Source organism: Bacillus sp. 03113, assembly GCF_006546985.1.
GTDB lineage: Bacteria > Bacillota > Bacilli > Bacillales > Cytobacillaceae > VATK01.
Map to the genome: position 1 here is coordinate 406,836 of NZ_VATK01000001.1, position 17,595 is coordinate 424,430.

18 protein-coding genes and 1 riboswitch are annotated in these 17,595 nt (G+C 37.2%); of the genes, 7 read left to right on the forward strand and 11 right to left on the reverse strand.

Annotation, left to right across the window (positions count from 1 at the left end):
• Nucleotides 1–189: 189 nt before the first annotated feature.
• Complete coding sequence (locus FDO66_RS03600; protein WP_141431027.1) at nt 190–654, reverse strand: GNAT family N-acetyltransferase; 465 nt, start codon at nt 652–654, stop codon at nt 190–192.
• Nucleotides 655–1,199: 545 nt separating this feature from the next.
• On the opposite strand from FDO66_RS03600, the gene FDO66_RS03605 reads away from it, so the two are divergent.
• On the forward strand, nt 1,200–1,808 hold the full coding sequence (locus FDO66_RS03605) for a dienelactone hydrolase family protein (protein ID WP_141431028.1): 609 nt from the start codon (nt 1,200–1,202) through the stop codon (nt 1,806–1,808).
• Between the two features lie 128 nt (nt 1,809–1,936).
• On the opposite strand, the gene FDO66_RS03610 is transcribed toward FDO66_RS03605, so the two are convergent.
• From FDO66_RS03610 to FDO66_RS03615, 3 genes are all read right to left on the reverse strand, one after another.
• Complete coding sequence (locus tag FDO66_RS03610) at nt 1,937–2,266, reverse strand: YmaF family protein (protein WP_141431029.1); 330 nt, start codon at nt 2,264–2,266, stop codon at nt 1,937–1,939.
• Between the two features lie 174 nt (nt 2,267–2,440).
• Nucleotides 2,441–2,578: a hypothetical protein gene (locus FDO66_RS20710; protein ID WP_181444433.1), complete on the reverse strand. Its 138-nt coding sequence runs from the start codon at nt 2,576–2,578 to the stop codon at nt 2,441–2,443.
• A 158-nt stretch (nt 2,579–2,736) separates the two neighbouring features.
• Nucleotides 2,737–2,817: riboswitch (cyclic di-GMP riboswitch) on the reverse strand.
• A gap of 71 nt (nt 2,818–2,888) precedes the next feature.
• On the reverse strand, nt 2,889–3,776 hold the full coding sequence (locus FDO66_RS03615; protein WP_181444434.1) for a LysR family transcriptional regulator: 888 nt from the start codon (nt 3,774–3,776) through the stop codon (nt 2,889–2,891).
• A gap of 211 nt (nt 3,777–3,987) precedes the next feature.
• Here FDO66_RS03615 and FDO66_RS03620 point away from each other — a divergent pair, with 211 nt between their 5' ends.
• Nucleotides 3,988–5,238, forward strand: coding sequence for an APC family permease (locus FDO66_RS03620; RefSeq protein ID WP_141431031.1), 1,251 nt, complete (start codon nt 3,988–3,990; stop codon nt 5,236–5,238).
• A gap of 100 nt (nt 5,239–5,338) precedes the next feature.
• Here the strand turns inward: FDO66_RS03620 and FDO66_RS03625 are convergent, their stop codons facing one another.
• The 5 genes from FDO66_RS03625 to FDO66_RS03645 all read right to left on the reverse strand — a co-directional run bounded on the left by FDO66_RS03625 (nt 5,339) and on the right by FDO66_RS03645 (nt 10,956).
• Nucleotides 5,339–6,208 carry a transglutaminase family protein gene (locus FDO66_RS03625; protein WP_141431032.1) on the reverse strand — a complete coding sequence of 290 codons (870 nt, stop codon included), beginning with the start codon at nt 6,206–6,208 and terminating at the stop codon, nt 5,339–5,341.
• Nucleotides 6,205–7,176 (reverse strand): alpha-E domain-containing protein, encoded by a 972-nt coding sequence (locus tag FDO66_RS03630; protein ID WP_141431033.1) that lies wholly within the window; start codon nt 7,174–7,176, stop codon nt 6,205–6,207. The genes FDO66_RS03625 and FDO66_RS03630 overlap by 4 nt, the downstream gene beginning before the upstream one ends.
• Before the next feature lie 45 nt (nt 7,177–7,221).
• Nucleotides 7,222–8,676: a circularly permuted type 2 ATP-grasp protein gene (locus FDO66_RS03635; RefSeq protein ID WP_395939742.1), complete on the reverse strand. Its 1,455-nt coding sequence runs from the start codon at nt 8,674–8,676 to the stop codon at nt 7,222–7,224.
• Nucleotides 8,677–8,851: 175 nt separating this feature from the next.
• A complete protein-coding gene (locus FDO66_RS03640; RefSeq protein WP_141431034.1) occupies nt 8,852–10,303 on the reverse strand; it encodes an alanine/glycine:cation symporter family protein in 1,452 nt (483 codons plus the stop codon).
• A gap of 254 nt (nt 10,304–10,557) precedes the next feature.
• Nucleotides 10,558–10,956 (reverse strand): ribosomal maturation YjgA family protein, encoded by a 399-nt coding sequence (locus tag FDO66_RS03645; RefSeq protein WP_141431035.1) that lies wholly within the window; start codon nt 10,954–10,956, stop codon nt 10,558–10,560.
• 125 nt (nt 10,957–11,081) lie between these two features.
• Between FDO66_RS03645 and FDO66_RS03650 the strand changes: the two genes are divergently transcribed.
• From FDO66_RS03650 to FDO66_RS03670, 5 genes are all read left to right on the forward strand, one after another.
• On the forward strand, nt 11,082–11,621 hold the full coding sequence (locus tag FDO66_RS03650) for a sigma-70 family RNA polymerase sigma factor (protein ID WP_141431036.1): 540 nt from the start codon (nt 11,082–11,084) through the stop codon (nt 11,619–11,621).
• Nucleotides 11,611–12,888 carry a sigma-E factor regulatory protein RseB domain-containing protein gene (locus tag FDO66_RS03655; RefSeq protein WP_181444435.1) on the forward strand — a complete coding sequence of 426 codons (1,278 nt, stop codon included), beginning with the start codon at nt 11,611–11,613 and terminating at the stop codon, nt 12,886–12,888. The genes FDO66_RS03650 and FDO66_RS03655 overlap by 11 nt, the downstream gene beginning before the upstream one ends.
• Before the next feature lie 221 nt (nt 12,889–13,109).
• Entirely contained in the window at nt 13,110–13,970 is an 861-nt protein-coding gene (locus FDO66_RS03660; protein ID WP_141431037.1) for an ABC transporter ATP-binding protein, read from the forward strand.
• A gap of 16 nt (nt 13,971–13,986) precedes the next feature.
• Nucleotides 13,987–14,691, forward strand: coding sequence for an ABC transporter permease (locus FDO66_RS03665; RefSeq protein WP_141431038.1), 705 nt, complete (start codon nt 13,987–13,989; stop codon nt 14,689–14,691).
• A 139-nt stretch (nt 14,692–14,830) separates the two neighbouring features.
• On the forward strand, nt 14,831–15,766 hold the full coding sequence (locus tag FDO66_RS03670; protein ID WP_141431039.1) for an FkbM family methyltransferase: 936 nt from the start codon (nt 14,831–14,833) through the stop codon (nt 15,764–15,766).
• A gap of 51 nt (nt 15,767–15,817) precedes the next feature.
• Here the strand turns inward: FDO66_RS03670 and FDO66_RS03675 are convergent, their stop codons facing one another.
• Both FDO66_RS03675 and FDO66_RS03680 read right to left on the reverse strand, forming a co-directional pair.
• A complete protein-coding gene (locus FDO66_RS03675; RefSeq protein WP_141431040.1) occupies nt 15,818–16,813 on the reverse strand; it encodes an NADPH:quinone oxidoreductase family protein in 996 nt (331 codons plus the stop codon).
• A gap of 122 nt (nt 16,814–16,935) precedes the next feature.
• Nucleotides 16,936–17,595 carry a TetR/AcrR family transcriptional regulator gene (locus tag FDO66_RS03680; protein WP_258535560.1) on the reverse strand — a complete coding sequence of 220 codons (660 nt, stop codon included), beginning with the start codon at nt 17,593–17,595 and terminating at the stop codon, nt 16,936–16,938.

Sequence of the window (17,595 nt, forward strand, 5' to 3'; positions counted from 1 at the left end):
ACGTACTTTTATTATGAACTTATATATTTGATCTTATCATTTATGAGATGAAATTTCATTAATCTTTGTTCGTTAAGTGGCGATCGAAATCAAGTGAAAGTTATACATTTTAGTTTAAACCATCTGCAATCAATATGAAAGCGTGTACATAAAATAAAAGCATCCGCGAATCGTGGATGACTGCTAGTATTAAACCAAATCCAATGCCAAACGAATCATGTCTCTGCAATGGATGCCGTTTTCGATGATCGCATTCGTGTAATGGCGAGTGAAGTAGTCTTTATCAACACCAGTGATACGGAAGCCGCATTTTTGATAGAGAGCAAGCTGGCTGATGCTCGAGTTGCCTGTGCCAATTTCAATCTTTTTATAGCCTTTTAATTTCGCAGTTTTGATAGCATGCTTCACTAACGATTTTCCTATTCCATTTCCCTGTTGTTTTTCTGCTACTGCTACATTGATAATTTCTACGGTTTCAGGTCTCGTTGGAAGCAATACATATATACCAACTATCGTATTATTCATATCAGCTACGTAGCTTTGACTTCTTTTCAAATAAGCTTCCACATGCTTTTTGGACGGATCAGCTAATAGTAATAGGTGGAACGGAGCTTTTTCACTTGTTCCTAATTTACGAATGACAAACTCGATCATAAAAGCTCCTTAGTTAAGGCTGAGTGTAATTGGTGGACAGTTTTACATAGAGTGGTAAGTGTTTCAGCATTCCTCGTATAGCTTATTCTCACAATCTATAACTCCCTTAATAGCGTGATTTTGTAATAGATAGTATTATATCCTATTTTTGGTTATAAAACATATGGAATTTAGCTTAGTTAGGGTGGAACTCAATTATTTGATTTTGACAGTACCTATTTATATGCCTACCCTTTGAAACAGGTGTTGGTTTGCACTTTCTTCTATAAAAAAGGCTGTTTTCTCAAAGTTTGTTGCTTTTGACATGAAATATTGGGAGAAACGTTTCGGAGCAGCCTGCATACACGTAGACTCCTGTGGGAATGCGAGAAAGGCGAGACCCCGCAGGAGCGTATGCGACGAGGAGGCTTGACGCTCGCCCACGGAAAGCGAAGTGTATGCAGGATACGCGTTTAAAAGCAACAATCTATACGAAAACAGCCTTAAAAAATAAAATAGCATTAACATTAATTGTATAATAAGAGAAAAAATATAAGAGGGATAGAATGATAAAAATACATAAAAAATCTGACACAGTTATTATTGTCATTCACGAAATTTATGGAATAAACCAGCATATGAAGGATATTTATCAATCTTTATCAAAGTCAGGTTTTGATGTTGTATGTCCAAATTTACTTGAAAGGGAAATTCATTTTGAATATGCCCAGGAAGAAGAGGCTTATCAAAATTTTATGGGAAACGTAGGGTTTAGGATGGCTTCGAAAAAAATAAAAAATTTGATCTTAGAACTGAAGGATACATATAACAAAATATTCATTGTTGGATATAGTGTAGGAGCAACGATTGCATGGTTGTGCAGTGAGGAGAAATGGATAGATGGGATCGTTGGCTACTACGGTTCACGGATTAGGAATTATGCAGAATTATCACCGCAATGCCCGATCATGCTATTTTTTCCACAGGAAGAGAAATCTTTTGATCTCAAAGAATTTATTCCAACATTAAAGAAAAAGAATCTTGAAGTATACCAATTTCAAGGGAAGCACGGATTTAGTGATCCATACTCACCAAATTATAATGATAAATCAGCACAGACTACCTTTAACAAAATGGTCGAGTTTTTTCGAATCTATTCCTTTAAACAAAGGTGACAGGTACCCTCTAAGGAGTTGGATCGACGTTTACTTCTACACACAAAAATCACCCGAAAAAAGGTGATTTGTACTTTTAGCTATTCCAAGGTTGGGAGTAGTTATTCTCTCTACCTACTCGATTGACTTTATATAAGAGGCTTATCAATTAAAGTGGCGAATTCAAAATCATGGTCATGTTCATCATCTACAGTAGTCATACCTTCCACAAAGTGTACATGTTTACCATTACCAACAGGGATAGCAGGGCCTGTTCTTATCACGACCTCATGATGGTGATCAAAAAAGTCGGTATTAGTCTCTATTTCATGGAAATGACTTCTTCCCCTTGGAATCGCTTCACCTGTAACCCCTGCGAAACGATGATTATACCGCTCTTCGTCTTCTTCTGCCAATTTGGTACTGCCTAAAAATTCATGAACATGTGTCTGTGTTTTTGTACCATCTCTTCTGACCATAAAGGTACTCCCTCCTTATATGTAAGACTCGATACAGTATATTAACATTGGTAAGGTTATATGAAGAAAAACCAATAAAGATACCAAACTAAATATAGAAGAAAATGGTAGATTTTTTTCGAATCCATTCATAAATGTGAAAAGACCCCATCAAACAGGGTCTTCGTTAGCTCATTATAATTGGTGTCCTAGTATCGTAAATAAGGCACTAAAAAATATAATTCCAACAAAAAAAGATATATAGATGAGCTTTTTTTTCAATTCTTTCTTTTCTCTTGCTTGCTCTGGTGTGAGCCATGGTGATTTAGACATCAAAACTCTCCTTTATGATTTGATGGCAGCTGGCTGGTCTTGTCTAGTTTTGATGTAAGGCTGATGTCTAGCTTGAGCACACAGCCGGCAAGTCTAGTCAAACTTTTGCGACATCAAGTTTTCCGAAAATATCGTCTTCCATCATTTCGGATTAGAACATTGGTACTTGCGCTTATCATTAGACAGAGACCCCTATAGCTTTGCGTCCTTGATTTTCAACAAGTTTGCCTTTAAATCTATGTTATCTTTTTTTTAAAAAAAGTAAATGGGAAAAAAGTGTCGAAGTACGCAGTTTAATATTTGTTACTTGTTATCCTATTTTATCGGTGATTGTTTTCTGCTTTTCGACTTCGAAGTATCGTTTAGCTTCTTCGATAAAATAGTGAACGATAGGAGAGACCCATCTGCTTTTATGGTAAAAAAGAAAGGTTGCGACCTTACCATGCTTTTCATTTAGTCGTTTAGCTGCAAGTTTTCCTTCTCTCAATTCATTCTGAATCGTTATTTCCGGAACGAGTGCCATGCCTAAACCACATTGGACACACTGCTTAATGGCTTCGATGCTCCAAAATTCATGAAAGGACGTTGGTGACATTTGCTGCTCCGCTATAAATTTATCCATTAACGAGCGATACGGGCACGTTCTTTCTGAATAAAGAACCGAATTTGGCTGAAGTTGATTCGGTGAAAAAATAATGCTCATATGTTCATCAATCATTTTTTCCATTTCAAGCGCTGGATGCTTTTTAAAATCTAAATTGAGCAGCAGTGCGATATCCAAATCTCCTATTTCAACTAAATGCTGAAGCTCATCACATGTCCCAACGCGAACGGATAAATGCACGTCAGGATATCTCTCTTTATAAGACTGAATGATCATCGGTAAACGATATACGGTTAAAGACTCTGATGCTCCGATCGTGATCTTCCCTTTTTTCGTAATGGAAGACTGATGCAGCTCTTTTGCTCCTTTATGCAAACGCAGCATTTCATTTGCATACGGGAGAAAGGACTTGCCGAGCTCTGTTAAAGCAATGCTTTTCCCAAGACGATCAAATAACGGACCTTCTAGATCAAATTCCAAGGCTTGAATATGAGCAGTGATCGTAGATTGAGCATAGCCTAGCTGAAGGGCAGCTTTGGCAAAACCTCCTGCCTCTACAATCGATTTGAACGTTTGCAAATGCCGAATTTCCATCTCCATTCCCTCCAATTATCGTAATATCCGATATCATCTATCATACATATCTATTTTACTGAACATAAAGCAGCGAATACAATAGGAATTAAGTAATATCTGTTAAAAATACGCGTATTTGTTTACAAGGGTTAGAAGCAAGACTCTAGGGTTGAACAAGGGCGCTAGAGCTTTTCTTATAACCATCACTATTTTGAAAAGAGGAAGAGATATGAATCAAAGAAAAATCGGCTCGCTTACGTTAAGCGGCTTAATTATTGGGCCACTTCTAGGGTCAGGAATTATATTATTGCCATCCATTATCTATGATACTTCAGGAGATTATGCGATTTTCGCATGGTTAATAATGTCGATAATAGGCTTGTTTTTTGCGTATCTTTGTGGGGAATTAACGTTAATGTTTCCAGGAGAAGCTGGGATAGGAAATGCGATTGAGCAGGCATTTGGACAACGAATGAAAAATCTTTCTTCGATCTTTTTAATGATTGCAGCATTTATGGGACCTATCGCTGTTATGATGACAGCGGCTGAATATTTGACGACTTGGTTATTTGATTCTGCGATTAAAGCGGAGTGGATAGCTATTGTCCTTCTAATCTTGAGTGGGCTGACCTTGCTTTTTCGGTTAAGCTTTCTCGGAAATCTATCACTTGTTATTTCGTCACTCGCAGTTTTGATTTTAACGAGTGGAAGCGCATTTTCCTTGCTGTTCCATCATCGAACTGAATTAGTATCACAGGCGTTCCATGCACCGTCGTTTGGACATAGCTTATTGCTTCTGTTTTGGATCATTGTTGGATGGGAAATCATTGGGAACTACTCAGCTGAAGTGAAAAATCCGAAACAGACGATTCGAAAGGCCATTTTCATAAGTGCCTTTGTCATCACGATTGTTAATTTACTCATTGCTGGAGCTGTACAGTGGACGGATTTTTCAGGTGCCCAATTTTCGATCAAATTAACGGGCGTTTTGTACCCGTTGTTTGGAGGATTATCTATTGGTTTATTAACTATTGTAGCAGTCGGACTTTGCTTAACGACTTATTTGATGATCGCTGGAGGAGTATCACGCTTGATCGCGTCCCTTGCACAAACCGTTTCGGCACTTCATTTCCTAACAAGAAAATCACGGAACGGAGCACCGGTTGCTGGAATTATCCTCCTGATCATGATCCATTTAACCGTTGCAACACTCGTGCTGCTTCATATAGTTACAGTTGAAAAATTGGTCGCTTTAGCGAATGCCTTTTTCATCGCAAACGCATTAATTGGCATCTTCGCGGCCATTAAACTATTTAAACGTCCGCTCATGAAAGGAATCGCCGTTTCATTAAGCTTATTATTCAGTCTTTTGCTGCTGCGTTCATCGGTCGTTGCACTTACCATTATTGCGGTTCTTACCATTCTTTTTATGACAGTAAAAAAAGGAAGCACATGGATGAGTATGCGGAAAGTAGGATGAATAAAATTTTAAGAAGCTACTTGTGATGAGGCGTGAACAATTGGGCCAGTTACAAAATTATATATAATGAAGAACCGGGCACCCAACCCGGTTCTCCTTGTTAATTTTCAAGTTTTTGTACGTCGACAGCTATTTCAAGAGTTTGGTTGGCGACGCCGCGGTAGCTTCCTTTAATTGGGACGATATCCTTGTAGTCGCGTCCGTGACCGATTTTTACATAGCGCCAGTTGACTTTGCCGTTGTTGGTGGGGTCAAAGCCTAACCAGCCAATTCCAGGGACTTGTGCTTCTACCCAAGCGTGGGAGGCTTGTTCAAAGTCAGCGTGTCCACCTTGGAGATCACCGACAAAGTGATAGCCGCTCACATAACGAGCTGGGATGCCAAGACTCTTACACATGGAAATCATCAAGTGGGCAAAATCCTGGCATACTCCTCGTTTCAGCTTGAACGTGTCAGCGACAGTGGTGTGTACATCGGTTGCTTCAGGATCATACTTAAATTGTGTATAGATAGCCCCAGAGATGTTTTCGATAATTTGATACACACTCGTAACATCTGGACTATTTTGTGTATCCTCTGTGAATGCTTTGATATCTGGAGTTAGAAATGTATAGGCTGTGTTTGTCAAATATTCAGCAAAGTCGTTTTGATATTGTTCACTCGAGAGGATTCTTAGTTCCTCTTCCAGCGGATATTGTTGGACCTCCTCGATCTTCTCATCATAAGTAGCAACAATCGAGTGTGTTTTGATGACAATTTCATCATGCGGATCAGCAATGGAAAAGCTATATACTCGGTTGCCGAAATAGTCCTCGTACGTAAACAAAGGCACTGTCGGATTAATGAAGACTGAATGATGATGACACGATTGGCGATCGTTCGTGCGTGGTGTTAAGCGCACTTCATTTACACTATTGAAAACCGGTGCTTCATAACGATAGCGAGTCATATGGGAAATTTGTATTTTCATACTCTTACCATCTCCTCTTGTGAAAATGCTCTTGTAATAAGAGCACCTATTTCATTCGAAGACAAGAGCAAATCATTGAGCATCTCTTGTAAAGAATCCATAGATAAGTGACTCCATTCCAAGTAAGTAACGTGAGAAATTAATTTTTCAAGCTTCCCAGCTGCTTTGTAATATAAAGAAGTATAAGGCAATAACTGCTGCAACGCCTTTAAATGCGTTTCCAACGTGATCAATGAAGTATAATACGACCTCGGGAACAAATCACAGCCCATTAAAAACTCAACAATTTTTCCAATTTGCATGTCATTAGCACATATTGTCCGGAACCCTTCATAGGCATTCAAGGATTTTAAAAAGGCACACATTTTGTGATATTGATCATGACTGTGCACAAACGTTGAATCATAAAGAAACTCTTGATGAATGGATCTGAGCATACGGACCATATTTTCAGAACGTTCGATCGAAATTCCCATTTGCAGCACGTGCCATTCACTTTGACGGAGCATGGAGCACTCCAGACTGTTATTAAATAAAGCAATCCATTCCTTCAATTTTTGAAAAAATAAGTAAGGAGTTTCCATTAACACATCACCAATATCTTTTTCCTGCATCCAAAGGTAGAGTGCATTTAAGGTCTCCCAAGATTCGCTCGGAAGCTTATCTCTTACTGCATGAGCGTTCGTTCTAGCGTGTTTGATACAAGAATAAATCGAATTGATATTTAATGAGTCAAAGGTAATATAATGAAGCACTGTTTTTTCATTTGCTTCAGCATAATCCTGGTAAAAATCCTTTTGGCAATTAAAGCTTTCTAAAAGCCTTTCCCAAGCAAAATCGGATTGGGCAGTGCTTCTATTTAACTCATGGCGCATATGATAGCCAACTTGAATTAAACGAGTATGGTTTTGAATTCTTTCCATGTAACGACCGATCCAAAATAATTGTTCAGCAGCACGATTAAGCATTGAATATTCCTACCTTTCTTCTATCAAATATCAAGTGAAATACGATCAATCAAGAACCCAAGTATCCTTGCTGCCGCCGCCTTGAGAAGAGTTTACGACTAAGGAGCCTTCTTTCAAAGCGACCCTTGTTAATCCTCCAGGAACGACACTGATTTCTTTTCCAGCGATCACAAACGCACGCAAGTCGATGTGACGTGGCTTGATTTTATCTCCAATAAGTGAAGGAGCTGTTGAAAGCTTAATCGTTGGTTGAGCAATGTATCGATTTGGGTCCTGCTTAATATTTTCAGCAAACAAAGCAATCTCTTCTTCCGTTGCTTGAGGTCCGATTAGCATCCCATATCCGCCTGAAAGTGAAGTTTCTTTTACGACAAGCTCAGATAAATGATTCAAAACATATTCTCGTTCATCCTCACGAGAGAGAATATAGGTAGGAACATTTTTTAAAATTGGTTCCTCATTTAAATAGTAGCGAATCATATCTGGTACATAGGCGTAGATGGCTTTATCATCTGCCACACCTGTACCAGGGGCATTGGTAATCGTCACATTTCCTGCTCGATAAGCATTCATAAGACCTGTGACTCCTAACAGGGAATCTGGCAGGAAAGCAAGAGGATCTAAATAGTCGTCATCCAATCTACGATAAATGACATCTACCTGTTCTAGACCATGAAAGCTCTTCATATACACTTTATGATCGATCACGACAAGATCCTTGCCTTCTACAAGTTCAATTCCCATCTCTTGTGCAAGGAAACAATGCTCATAATATGCTGAATTATATCGACCTGGTGTCAATAACACGACTTTCGGCTCGCTCTTGCCACTTTGTGCCATGCTTCTTAGACCAGATAAAAGGTCATTCAAGCCATGATCCATGTAGCGAACTTGGTTATGAAACAATAACTCTGGTAAACATTGGCTCATGAGCTGGCGATTCTTGTATAAATAGGAGATGCCAGAAGGAGTACGTAAATTGTCTTCTAAAACATAGAACTCTCCATTGTCATCTCGTATTAAATCAATTCCAGATAACGTAATATACGTATTTTCTGGTACTTGGACATTCATCATTTCTGGACGGAAGTAACAGTTGGTGACAATCAGCTTCCTAGGGATAATCTTGTCATGTATGATATTTTGCTCATGATAAATGTCGTAAATAAATCGATTCAATGCCGATACTCTCTGTTTTAATCCTTTTTCAAGGAAGCTCCATTCTTCCGCTGTCAAAATACGCGGAATGGTATCAAAAGGGATCGTACGTTCAAGGGGGTCGGCATGCTGTTCATGATATAACGTGAAGGTGATTCCTTGCTTCACCATCTGCGCTTCAGTGGATTGCTGCCGTTTGATCAATTCCTCAGAGCCCATATCCTGTAACTGGCGATGGACCTGTTCGTAGTGCTTTCTTACTTCATTATTGGGTGAAAACATCTCATCATAGAAGGATGAAACGCTATACTCTGAGAATAGTTGTTTTTCTGTTGTATTCACCTTTAATTCCCCCTTGGAAAAAGAAAATTGTTCATCTTTTCAGAAAATTGCGTCCATTTATGACATTAGTTTACTATGCAGATAGTGTTAATGGAAAGGATTTTTTTAGGATATAAAAAATAAAAGGTTTTATAGAGGTTAGAATTAAATCTAACCTCCATTGTCTCGAAAAGTATTATGAAGCATTTTCTTCATCTTTTACATATTCTTTTTCCCAAAAATCAGCATTTTTAATTCCTAATGCCTTAGGGTCAAAGACAGGATCAATTCCTTGCATTTTCTGTTCTTCATAGTCTTTTAAGGCAACGAGAGCTGGTTTCGCTAGAATAATAATGGCAATCATGTTTAACCAAACCATGATTCCTAACCCCGCATCTCCTAGAGCCCAAGCTAAATTAGCCGTTTTAATCGCTCCGTAGAAAGTCGAGGCTAAAAGAACTAATTTTAATAGCATCATTGGAATATTATTGTTTTTACGAACTAAATAAGATAAATTTGTCTCTGCGATATAGTAGTACGCCATAATCGTTGTAAAAGCAAAGAAGAACAAAGCAATTGCCACAAAGCCCGCTCCGAATCCTGGAAGGACCTGGTCGATTGCTGCTTGAGTAAAGCCAGGACCCGCTTCTACACCTTTTAGGTTATTCATTAGAAAAGTGCCATCAGGAGCTTGTGTATTGTACATGCCAGTAAACAAAATCATAAACGCTGTAGCGGAACAAACAAATAACGTATCGATATAAACGGAAAAAGCTTGTACTAAGCCTTGTTTAACAGGATGTGATACCTCTGCTGCTGCTGCTGGATGAGGGCCTGTACCTTGTCCAGCTTCGTTTGAATAAATACCACGTTTTACACCCCAAGCGATTGCCATCCCCATCATCCCGCTAAAAGCAGCTTCTAAGTTAAAGGCACTTTTAAAAATAAGGGAAATGACAGCTGGCAGTTCAGAAATATTCATGGCAACAATCACAATCGATAATAAAATATAGCCTAATGCCATAAATGGAACGATAAGTGAAGCAGCATTTGCGATACGCTTAATCCCACCGAAAATAATAAATCCTAACAAAAGAATGATTACAATACCTGTTAAATATTTAGGTGTTCCAAAAGCATTTTCAATTCCAGTAGCAATGGAATTCGATTGAACGCCAGGCATTAGAATAGCCATAGCAATAAGTGCTGCGAAAGCAAAGAGGATCGCAAACCATTTTGAACCGATCCCTTTTTCAATATAATAAGCTGGACCGCCTCGATATTGACCTTCGTGCTTCACTTTATAAATTTGTGCAAGTGTAGATTCAATAAAAGCTGTTGATGCACCAATAAAAGCCATAAACCACATCCAAAATACTGCTCCAGGACCACCGAATGCGATGGCTGTAGCCACTCCAGCAATATTCCCCGTTCCTACACGGCCAGATAATGCGATAGAAAGAGCCTGGAAAGAAGAAACACCTGCTTCAGAGCTTTTCCCTTTAAACATAAGTGTAATCATTTCTTTAATGTGCCTAATTTGCAAAAAACGAGATAAGATAGAAAAGATTAACCCTACACCTAACACTATATAAATGACAGGTGTGCTCCACAAAATACCATTTAAACTAGATACAAAACTCTCCATTATTCATCCCCCTAGATTTTAATACAGTGAATATAAATTTTAACACATTTACTGAAGTCCTGTTTAATCTGTTAAATTTATGTAAAGGTATGAGATTTATTCTATGAACAACCTACAAAAAGATACAAAAAATGACGTTAAGAAACAAAATATTTTTTAAAATATTCTAAAATTTTAAAAATTATGAATAAAAAAGAGGGAGAAAATGATGGAGGTTGATGTTGAAAAGAGAGGAGCTTTTCTATTTTATTTCATCATATATCCTTATCTCGAATTTTCCCTCGTACAAACTCGATTATGACTCCAATTCCAATGCCTATTACATACGAAACGAGATCACTCCATAAAAATCCATATCCAAGCACCAATCCGCCTAATGTCGTATGTCTAATCTTGTCGATCCATTCAGCATGGTACAATTGGCTTCCTTCTATAAAAAAGCAAAATAAGACTGCGATAATCGCAACCAACTTTGTTTTTATGGTCGGCAAAAAGAAAGCAATCATAAAGAATATCATCAGCGCCCACAATACATCCCCCAAATAAAGATCTAAAAAATCAGGGATAACGAACGATAGTTTTCTAGAGGATAAGCCTAAAATCATAACAATCATAATCATGGTCCCATAGGCAAATCGATTTCGTCTATACATCCATAAAACCTCAAATCATAGTAGGATATTGGTAGAATACCATATTTAACCTTTTATTATAAAAGCGAACCTATTTTTACGATGAGTCGTCTAATTACTAAAGTTCCGAGATTGGTGGGGAATAAATGATTGAAAAAGCGCGTGTTTTTACAGAGGAAATTTGTGATGAAATGAATCACGAAGAAATATTAAGGTGGCTGATGGAGGAGTATGGGAACGATATTATTCAAATAGCCTATACATTTTTGAAAAATAAGCAGCTAGCGGAGGATGTTGCCCAAGATGTATTTTTAAAGGCTTTTCAACATTTAGATAATTTTCGAAAAGGCTCTTCCTATAAAACTTGGCTCATCCGAATTACGGTGAATCGATGTAAGGATGTAAGGAAAAGCTGGGCTTACAAAAACTTAGTTTTCACGGAATATCTCCCATTTAAAAAAGTCCAAGCTAGTCATGAAAATGAGAATGAATTTATTTCACAAAAAGTACTGGATTTGCCATTGAAAGAAAGAGAGGCCATCATTCTCTATTACTATGAATCATTCAAAATTGAAGAAATCTCGGATTTATTGAAGGTGAATATAAATACGATCAAGACCCGTTTGCATCGAGGACGGATGAAATTAAAAAAAGCTTTAGAAGAAGGTGGGACTTATGGTGAATAAATTAAATGATTTAAAAAATAAAATGAATGAAACCGTCTTGAATGACATTCGATTTGAAGAAAAGCACAAACAACATGTATTGCGATCTTTATATCAAAAGGAAGCTCCGATTAAGAAGGGTTTTAGACCAATACTGAGTGCAGCCATTGCAACCATCATGTTTTTGGGAATCGCCTCTTACTTAAGCATCGAAGCGGGCTTATTTAATGGAAAAACAGATCAACAATCAACTGAAACCCAAGAGAAGCTTAAATCCAGTACCATTTATACACCACCGAAGCAGGAAGAATATACAAAGGATATGACAAAAAAAGAGATATTAACAAAGATGATTAATTCAGTTGATTATTTTGATACGGCTAAAGGAAAATTTGAATATGTAACAAGCGGAAGCAGACTGATTGTCGATTATGAACTGAGTTTAAATCATAAACCTGGTGGCTACAGTAAAGTATCAACTGAAGAGAACGGAAAGAGTGTCGATGAATTTATTTACTATGGAAAAGGATATTTGTGGGGTGTTGACCATGAAACCCGTAGTTATATCAAATATCAATATGTCGAAGAAAAACGTTCTAGTACATTACAAATTGAAGATGCTTTTTCGATAGATCAAGAAGGAATTCCTGTAACAAACTATCGTGAGCGCCCGCCTATTGGCGTCGCACAAAGCTCCTTGTTTCCTTATGAAATTGCATCGAATTATACGAGAGATTTAAACACATGGGAAATCGAAAAACAAAATGAAGAGCTTTTAGACCATAATACAGTCGTGCTAAAAGGAAATGTGAATAAGCATAGGTTTCAATCTTTTCGGTTTTGGGTGGATAAAGATTCAGGGATATTAGTGAAGTATGAAACCTATGATTCGAATGGAGAGATTGTGGACTATTTACATCCTTTGAGTTTGGAAGTAAATGTACCTGTTCATACTGAATTGTTTACTCCTAAACTAGAAATAAAAGGTTTTTTACAGCAAAAGGTTCTAGCACCTGGAATAACAAGTGGAGATATTAATGCAAAAATACCATATGATTTAAAAGAGCAATGGGAACAAGCAAAGCAAAAGCCAAATGAAACAACCATATTACAACACGATAAGAAATGGTATATTTACACCGAAAAAGGATATATCGTAGATCGTATCGAGGTGAATAATAATGAAGGGACCGTATTTTTAGTGAAAGCTTCACCTCAAAAAGCGCAATTTAATATACCTGTTTTGGCGGAAGGATATGAGATGAGTACACTAAAAATTCATAAATAATGATGAAGCTGCATCTAGTATTGGATGCAGTCTTTTATAGTTATACAATTAACGAACGGCTTCCTTAGATTAACACGCTATAAATCAAAACGATAAAGAAATATGAAATTTTTAAGTTATTAATGGTGAATTAGGAGTAAGTACTTAAAAATCATGTTACAATTTTTAGTAATTATATCTTTTATTTACAAACTTAATAACTAAAAGTGAGATGTGTAAACTTGAAAACGATTATGGAATTGAAGGATATTACCAAATCTTATCATGACAAAAAGGTTTTAGAAAAAACATCTTTTTCAATTTGTGCTAATCAAATTGTAGCGCTTGTTGGTAAGAACGGCTCTGGAAAAAGTACTCTACTAAAAATAATTGGGGGTCTTGTAAAACCGGATGGTGGTCAAATTCACAACTATATACAGCAGTTAAAAATTGGGTATGTTCCAGAAGTTACTCCCGTGGAAATCCCGTTTACTCCGGAAGAATATCTTACTCATATGGGTAATATTAGGGGAATGGATAAGAAACAATTGCGTCAGAGAGTGGGTGACCTGCTAGAAACCTTTCATTTGCATGATGATCGTCATACTAGAATTGCAAATTTTTCTAAAGGAATGAAACAGAAGGTTGCCATTATGCAAGCGATGCTTGAAGACACTGATCTTCTAATATTAGATGAGCCTTTGTCTGGACTTGATCCTAAGGCACAAAGAGACCTAGAAGAAATTCTTTTGCTGTTAAAAGAAAGAGGGCTAAGCATTGTTTTAACTTGTCATGAAACGAAATTACTAGAAAATCTAGTTGAAAGTATTCTATTCATTAAAGATCATCAAGTAGTTCAAGAAGATTCCATACTTGGAACTAAAAATAATAGACTTGTTTTCGAAATTTCTATACAGAAATCATTCATAGAATTACTTCCCTTTATCAAAATTCAACAGGAAATTCGTTTGAATAACGAGGTTAATGAGGTTGAGGTCATTGTAAAACGAGAACATACAGACAAAATATTAATTGAACTTTTACAAAAAGGGGCTTCGATCAGGCAATTAAATAGGATACATGAGTTCGATAACTACTTCTAAATGAAAGGAAAAGAAAATGAAAGGCTTATTGATCTATCAATCAATTAATTACTTAAGGTCTTACCGATATGTTCCCCCTCTTTCTATTTTTATTATATCTCTTATCGTGAACTATACGTTTGAGCCGAATCCAATATTAGACAGCTACTCCTATACATCTGTCGTTCTCTTTTTCGTCATGGGATGGTTTACCGTAACGGTATTTCATGCTGAAGATGAGGGGTTAAAACAGATTACCTTATTTCATGCCAAAAGTTCAAAGGATTATCACCTTGCTCTATTTCTTATTTGTGTCTTAATTGGTCTTTTTCTAAGCGCCGTGTCAGTAGCTTATCCAGTTGTTTTTGATATGTTTGGCGGCGAGACTCGTCCACTGCATATAATTCTTGGGTTTATGTCTCATTTTAGTCTATCTATTTTATCCATCGCCTTATCGGCCCTCTTCACTAGAGACGTAGTGAAAAATAAGAGAAATACATGGTGGGGAGTGATGAGTATCCTCGTTTTTTCTGTAGCACTTTCTACGTTTAAAAGTTTGCTCTTAAAAGGGCTAATCTGGATTTTACCGCCTATTCGCTTCTCTTTAGAAATGATGAGTTCAAAAGATAACATGAAATCGATACCTGATTTCTACTATTGGCAATTTGGCTGGATTTTTCTGTATGGAATTGTATTTATCGTACTATTCTTTGGGGTCCTAAAGCACAGACGCACTCTCTAGAAGATATAATCGGGGTGTCGTTAGTGTGAAGTTTGGATGAATTGTAAAGTTTCTATTAAGAACCTCTAAAAAGGATTTTCATTTTTTTCTGATAATTTTATACTCTAAAGAAGATGATTGATTTATAGGAGGGCGCTACTTGAAGATCAAAGCTGCTATTCGAAAACCTTTCCTAATGAGAATATGGGAAAATTACCCGAAAACATGGAAATTTTTAATTGATTTAGGAATATTGCTTAAGTACAAGACTTTAAATATTAAAAAGTTACCAGACAAAGTCATGCTGCCTAGTTTCAATACCCTTTATGTAGATTCCGAAGAAAACCGTGGAAGAGCTTTGCTAATTAGCAACGGGATTACTCAAAAAAGGCTGACACATTTTTGGTCGAAGGCCGTTAATGAATTTAAGCCAGATCTGGTTATTGATGTTGGGGTTAATTATGGAGAGTGTATCTTTTCTGCCACATACCCTGTAAATACAAAAATTTATGGTATTGAAGCAAACAGCCATTTGCTTAAATACATAAACCGCTCGAAAGATGTTCATCCGAATAAATCACAAATCACAATCATTAACGCGATTGCTTCTGATAAGGACGATGAAGAAAAGATTTTTTTTATAGATAAACATTGGTCAGGCACATCTTCTGCTACCTACATCCCTTCTCATAACTTAATTGAAAAGGTCCCAATCAAATCTATAAAAATAGATACTTTATTTAGTAGAGAAAGGATCTCCGAAGCTGTACTGTTTAAAGTTGATGTAGAGGGATATGAACCATTTGTTTTACAAGGAATGACAAACTTATTTGAAAATAGTAAATCCTTACTAGGATTCATTGAATTTAATAGTGAATATATTGAGAAACTTGGTATAAGTGTGGATGTTTTTTTGGGATTTTTACAAACCTATTTTTCGATTTATGTTTATAAAGAAGATGATGTTTTAGTAAAAGCAACGCATTTAAAATATGAAGATCTGCGAAATTTGTTTGGTACAAATTATATTCATACTGACTTTATACTAGTAAAGGATGAATCAATCATTGATATGATTGAACTGAAAGTTGGATAAATCACCATCTTTCCTAAAGGGGGAATTCCTCCTTTAGGAAAGATGTACATATTAAAACAATTTTACAAGTATTCTACCTCGTGCTTGTCCTTTTAATAAGGTAGGCAGCACATCAGGTAGCTGGTCAAGAGTGACTTCTTGTTGAATAAGCTCATCTAGGTTTGCTGGCTTGAAGTCAGTTGCTAGACGATTCCATATGTTCAAACGTGTTTCCTTTGGGCAATAGACAGAATCAATTCCGAGTAAGTTTACACCTCGAAGGATGAATGGAAAGATGGTGGTTGGCACCTTCGTCCCACCTGTTAACCCACTTGTAGCCAAGGAACCTCCGTACTGTATTTGACTTAAGATAGCAGCAAGTTGTTCTCCGCCAACTGGATCAATAGCAGCTGCCCATTTTTGCTTGCCTAATGCTTTTATTTTTCCATCATATACCTCGTCGCGTGAAACAATGGTCGTTGCTCCGAGTTTTTTTAAATATTCGTGTTCAGATTCTTTACCTGTGCTTGCTTCGACCTGATAGCCTAAAGCAGAAAGGATGTAGACTGCAAAGCTTCCAACGCCGCCTGTTGCACCTGTGACAAGCACCTTTCCTTTTTTAGGAGAAACATGATGCTCTTCTAGTCGTTGAACGGACAATGCGGCAGTAAAACCTGCTGTTCCAATGATCATGGACTCCTTTAACGAAAGCCCTTTTGGAAGAGGAACAATCCAATCCGCTGGGATACGAGCAAACTCACTAAATCCACCAAAATGAGAAACACCGATCTCATAGCTAGTCGCAATCACCTCTTGCCCCTCTTGAAAGCGTGGATCACTTGACGAAACCACAACTCCTGCTAAATCAACCCCAGGTACAAATGGATACGTCTTAACAATATTGCCATTAGGAATGACGGCGAGACTATCTTTATAGTTCACTCCAGAATAGTGAACACGGATTAGGACTTCACTCTCAGGTAAATCCTGAAGGGTTAACTTCTGAACTTCAACAAAAAATTGTTCTTCTTGTTTATTAACAACGAGTGCATCAAAAGTTTGCGTCATGATTATTACTCCTTCGAATAATAGAATTAGCGTCATCATAGCATGATCGATCCCAGTAGACTAGAAATCTGTTTTTTATCTATTATTATAGGATAAAAAAAGGGCTTGAACCCCAAGTCCCTTCACCGATAAATCCCGTTCTTTATAATTGAAAAATAATCCTGCAGCTCCTTCAATATCTGATCCTGATATTCAAACAGATTCACATTTTGGTCTCTGTACATCATTTGATATTTATTCGAAATATTCTCAACAAGCAGTCTTGTCATTTCAACAACTGTATCTTCATTTACGTCTGGTCGCAAGCGTTCATGATCAAGAAGCTCCTTTTGATACACATATTTATACATGAAATTTTGCTGATACGTTTCCCACTGCTTGGCCAGGATGGTTTCCATTTCCGGCTTCACTGCAACAGGCGGATGCATAAGTGCGTTCAAAAGAAACTGGGTTTCAGAGGAATATTGATAGGCGATACGCTGTTTCATGAGTGTAATATCAATAATATGCTCGAAAAAATCATCGGCCTGCATGTGGCGGAGCACATCCATAATCGTATCTATTAACATGTTCATGACATGCTCGGCTAAGTAGACAAACAAATTTTTCTTGCTTTTAAAATAATGAAAAAGACTGCCCTTTGAGATTCCAGCTCTTTTCGCAATCGTATCTGTGGATGCTTTTTCGAAGCCATTTTGGGAAAATTCCTCGATGGCAACCTTGATAATCAAATCCTTTTTTTCCTGCGTGAGCTTTTCAAACGCTTGATACAAATTATACAC

Bases quoted from the DNA above. Each gene is read 5' to 3' on its own strand.
- FDO66_RS03600 (WP_141431027.1), bottom strand. From the start codon at position 654: ATGATCGAGTTTGTCATTCGTAAATTAGGAACAAGTGAAAAAGCTCCG.
- FDO66_RS03605 (WP_141431028.1), top strand. From the start codon at position 1,200: ATGATAAAAATACATAAAAAATCTGACACAGTTATTATTGTCATTCAC.
- FDO66_RS03610 (WP_141431029.1), bottom strand. From the start codon at position 2,266: ATGGTCAGAAGAGATGGTACAAAAACACAGACACATGTTCATGAATTT.
- FDO66_RS20710 (WP_181444433.1), bottom strand. From the start codon at position 2,578: ATGTCTAAATCACCATGGCTCACACCAGAGCAAGCAAGAGAAAAGAAA.
- FDO66_RS03615 (WP_181444434.1), bottom strand. From the start codon at position 3,776: ATGGAAATTCGGCATTTGCAAACGTTCAAATCGATTGTAGAGGCAGGA.
- FDO66_RS03620 (WP_141431031.1), top strand. From the start codon at position 3,988: ATGAATCAAAGAAAAATCGGCTCGCTTACGTTAAGCGGCTTAATTATT.
- FDO66_RS03625 (WP_141431032.1), bottom strand. From the start codon at position 6,208: ATGAAAATACAAATTTCCCATATGACTCGCTATCGTTATGAAGCACCG.
- FDO66_RS03630 (WP_141431033.1), bottom strand. From the start codon at position 7,176: ATGCTTAATCGTGCTGCTGAACAATTATTTTGGATCGGTCGTTACATG.
- FDO66_RS03640 (WP_141431034.1), bottom strand. From the start codon at position 10,303: ATGGAGAGTTTTGTATCTAGTTTAAATGGTATTTTGTGGAGCACACCT.
- FDO66_RS03645 (WP_141431035.1), bottom strand. From the start codon at position 10,956: ATGTATAGACGAAATCGATTTGCCTATGGGACCATGATTATGATTGTT.
- FDO66_RS03650 (WP_141431036.1), top strand. From the start codon at position 11,082: ATGATTGAAAAAGCGCGTGTTTTTACAGAGGAAATTTGTGATGAAATG.
- FDO66_RS03655 (WP_181444435.1), top strand. From the start codon at position 11,611: ATGGTGAATAAATTAAATGATTTAAAAAATAAAATGAATGAAACCGTC.
- FDO66_RS03665 (WP_141431038.1), top strand. From the start codon at position 13,987: ATGAAAGGCTTATTGATCTATCAATCAATTAATTACTTAAGGTCTTAC.
- FDO66_RS03675 (WP_141431040.1), bottom strand. From the start codon at position 16,813: ATGACGCAAACTTTTGATGCACTCGTTGTTAATAAACAAGAAGAACAA.